Annotated in this window: 4 protein-coding genes; all 4 read left to right on the top strand. The window is 70.1% G+C overall.

Annotation, left to right across the window (positions count from 1 at the left end; genetic code table 11):
• On the top strand, window positions 1-402 hold a 402-nt coding region (locus tag ACQB60_RS45655), incomplete at its 5' end, for a potassium-transporting ATPase subunit C (protein ID WP_496932027.1).
• Window positions 403-645: 243 nt separating this feature from the next.
• A complete protein-coding gene (locus ACQB60_RS45650; RefSeq protein ID WP_496932026.1) occupies window positions 646-1,164 on the top strand; it encodes a hypothetical protein in 519 nt (172 codons plus the stop codon).
• A gap of 152 nt (window positions 1,165-1,316) precedes the next feature.
• Complete coding sequence (locus tag ACQB60_RS45645; RefSeq protein ID WP_496932025.1) at window positions 1,317-2,507, top strand: alginate lyase family protein; 1,191 nt, start codon at window positions 1,317-1,319, stop codon at window positions 2,505-2,507.
• Between the two features lie 165 nt (window positions 2,508-2,672).
• The coding region (locus ACQB60_RS45640) for a histidine kinase (RefSeq protein WP_496932024.1) at window positions 2,673-3,095 on the top strand (423 nt) is incomplete at its 3' end.

Here is a 3,095-nt window from a genome sequence, read left to right as displayed (position 1 = left end):
CCCAACGGCCTCGGCGAGAACACCGTCAACACCCAGTACAAGCTGATCCTCTCCGGCGCCACCAACCTCGCCGGCGACAACGACGAGTTGGTCAAGCAGGTCAAGGACGCCCAGGCCGCCGTCGTCAAGGACAACTCGACCCCGGACTTCAAGGTCAGGCCGTCCGACGTGCCGGCCGAGGCGGTCACCTCCTCCGGCTCGGGGCTCGACCCGGAGATCTCCCCGGAGTACGCGAAGCTCCAGGCGCACCGCGTCGCGGAGAAGAACCACCTTCCCGTCGCGAAGGTGGAGAAGCTGGTCGAGGACCACACCGACGGGCGGATCCTCGGCTTCATGGGCGAGCCCGGGGTCAATGTCCTCAAGCTCAACATCGCGCTCAAGGAGCTCGTGAAGAAGGGCTGACGGCGGCGCTCCCGAACGAGCGCCGACGTCACTCTCCGCGCAGCGGCCCGTCCCGGTCACCCGGGGCGGGCCGCTGCGTGAGGGGGCCGAAGGTCCCGGCGAATTCCGGCCGTTCGGCTCTGTGACGGGGACCTTCAGGGCGCGGAGGGCTGTGCGGACGGCCCTTACGGTAAGGCGGTTGATGCTGTGGGCCGCCGAGCCGAGTGGTGGTTCGGGGGCATTCGAGAACATGGAGCTGGGGCAATGCGCATGCGTACGAAGTCGGGCCGGGGGAGACGTGTCGCGGGTATAGCGGGGGCCGCCGTGGCCGCCGTACTGGTCCTCGCGGGGTGTGACGACGGGTCCGGCAAGGCGTCCTCCGCGGCCGGCCCGACCGCCTCGGTGTCGGAGTCGAAGCCGGAGTCCGCTTCGGCCTCCGCCTCGCCCTCCGAGTCCCCCACGCCCACCCGGACCCCGTCCCCGAGCCACACCCCCACGCGCACCGCGACCCCCACGCACACGCCGCCCCGCACCCACGCCCCCAGCCGCGTCCCCACCCACAAGGCGACGCCCACCCCGGCCCGCACCCACGCGACGCACCGGCCCACCACGGCGCCGGGCGGCGGCTCCGGTGCGCGGTGCGAGATCACCTCCAACGCGGGCAACTGCTACCGGGCCGGGCAGTTCTGCCGGAAGGCCGACGTCGGGCGCAGCACGCACGACGCCTCCGGGCGGATCATCAAGTGCGGGTATGTGAGCGGGCGTCCGCACTGGCACTACTGACCGTTGCCGGTCGCGGCGGCGCCTTCGCCCCACTGAACTGCGCGTCTTTCTTCACCCCTTGACGGAAGTCTGGTCCGTACCTATGGTCACGGCCCAACACGCGTGTTCAGAAAGGCAGTTGAGGTTCACATACCAGAACGGATGGCTCCCTCATGCGCCGCACCACGCTCTCCACCGCGATACCCGCCCTCGTCGCCGCCCTGGCCGCCGGGTTCCTCGCCTGGCCCGGCGGCCAGCGCGCCGACGCCGCGCCGAGCACCTTCGCGCACCCGGGAGTCACCGTCTCCCGGGCCCAGCTGGACTTCGCCCGGGGCAAGGTGAACGCGGGCGCACAGCCCTGGAAGTCCGCCTTCGACCAGCTGACGGGCAGCAAGTACGCCTCCCTGTCCCGAGCGCCCAAGCCCCGCGCCGTCGTGGAGTGCGGTCCCTACTCGGACCCCAACATCGGCTGCACCGACGAGCGCGAGGACGCCATCGCCGCGTACACGGACGCGCTCGCCTGGTACGTCACCCGCGACGAGCGGTACGCGAAGAAGTCCATCGAGCTCATGGACGCCTGGTCCGCGACCCTGAAGGACCACACCAACAGCAACGCCCCGCTGCAGACCGGCTGGGCGGGCTCGTCCTGGCCCAGGGCCGCCGAGATCATCAAGTACACGTACACCGGCACCTGGGCGAACTCCGGGCGCTTCGCGACGATGCTGCGCACCGTCTATCTGCCGGACCTCCTCAAGGGCTCGAACTCCAACGGCAACTGGGAGCTGTCGATGATGGAGGCCGCCGTCGGCATCTCCGTCTTCCTGGAGGACAAGTCCGCGTACGACAAGGCGATGGCGGCCTTCCGGACGCGCACGGCCGCGTACGTCTATCTCTCGTCCGACGGCTTGCTGCCGAAGACCGTGCCCGGCCAGCACCTCGACACCCGCGACAAGATCGTCAAGTACTGGCAGGGGCAGGGCACCTTCGTCACCGGGCTCACCCAGGAGACCTGCCGTGACTTCACGCACACCGGGTACGGGCTCTCCGCCATCTCGCACGTCGCCGAGACCAGCCGCATCCAGGGGCAGGACCTGTACGGGACGGACGTGGGGGAGCGGCTGCGGCAGGGGCTCGGGTTCCAGTCGAAGTACGAGCTCGGTGAGACGCCGCCCGGGTGGCTGTGCGGCGGCTCGGTCAAGCGCGGCCTCGGGCCCGTCACCGAGGTCGGCTACAACGCGCTGCACAACCGGCTCGGCGTGCCGATGGCCAACACCCAGAAGCTCACCGAGCGGAACCGGCCGGCCGGCTCGAACAACCTCTTCGTCGCCTGGGAGACCCTGACGCACGGCGACAATCCGAGCTGATCCGGGCCCCGTCCCGGGCCGGGCGAGGGGGGATGCCGCCGGGATCCGGCCCCATCAGGGTTGCGTCAAGGACGTCCCCCGGGTCCCCCCTCGTCCCATTTGAGTAAATCCCTGGCCGTAAGGTCGACGCTGCGTAGACGGCAGTTTCTGAAAGACAATGGGGCCATGGCACGCGGCAAGCTTCGGATCTACCTCGGCTCGGCACCGGGCGTCGGCAAGACGTACGCGATGCTGTCCGAGGCGCACCGCCGTATCGAGCGGGGCACCGACGTGGTCGTCGCGTTCGTCGAGCACCACGGCCGGCCGCGCACCGAGGTGATGCTGCACGGCCTGGAGCAGGTCCCGCGCAAGGAGCTGGAGTACCGCGGCTCGGTCTTCACCGAGATGGACGTCGACGCGGTCCTGCACCGCGCACCCGCCGTCGCCCTGGTCGACGAGCTCGCCCACACGAACATCCCCGGCTCGCGGAACGCGAAGCGCTGGCAGGACGTGGAGGAGCTGCTCGCCGCCGGGATCAATGTGGTCTCGACGGTGAACATCCAGCACCTGGAGTCGCTGGGCGACGTCGTCGAGTCCATCACGGGCGTA

The sequence above is a fragment of the Streptomyces odontotermitis genome (genome assembly GCF_050510915.1).
In the GTDB taxonomy this organism is placed as follows: Bacteria; Actinomycetota; Actinomycetes; order Streptomycetales; family Streptomycetaceae; genus Streptomyces.
Note: the sequence above shows the minus strand (reverse complement) of the source record. Positions and strands in the feature narration are given on the sequence as shown.

Bases quoted from the DNA above. Each gene is read 5' to 3' on its own strand.
- ACQB60_RS45645 (WP_496932025.1), top strand. From the start codon at position 1,317: ATGCGCCGCACCACGCTCTCCACCGCGATACCCGCCCTCGTCGCCGCC.
- ACQB60_RS45650 (WP_496932026.1), top strand. From the start codon at position 646: ATGCGCATGCGTACGAAGTCGGGCCGGGGGAGACGTGTCGCGGGTATA.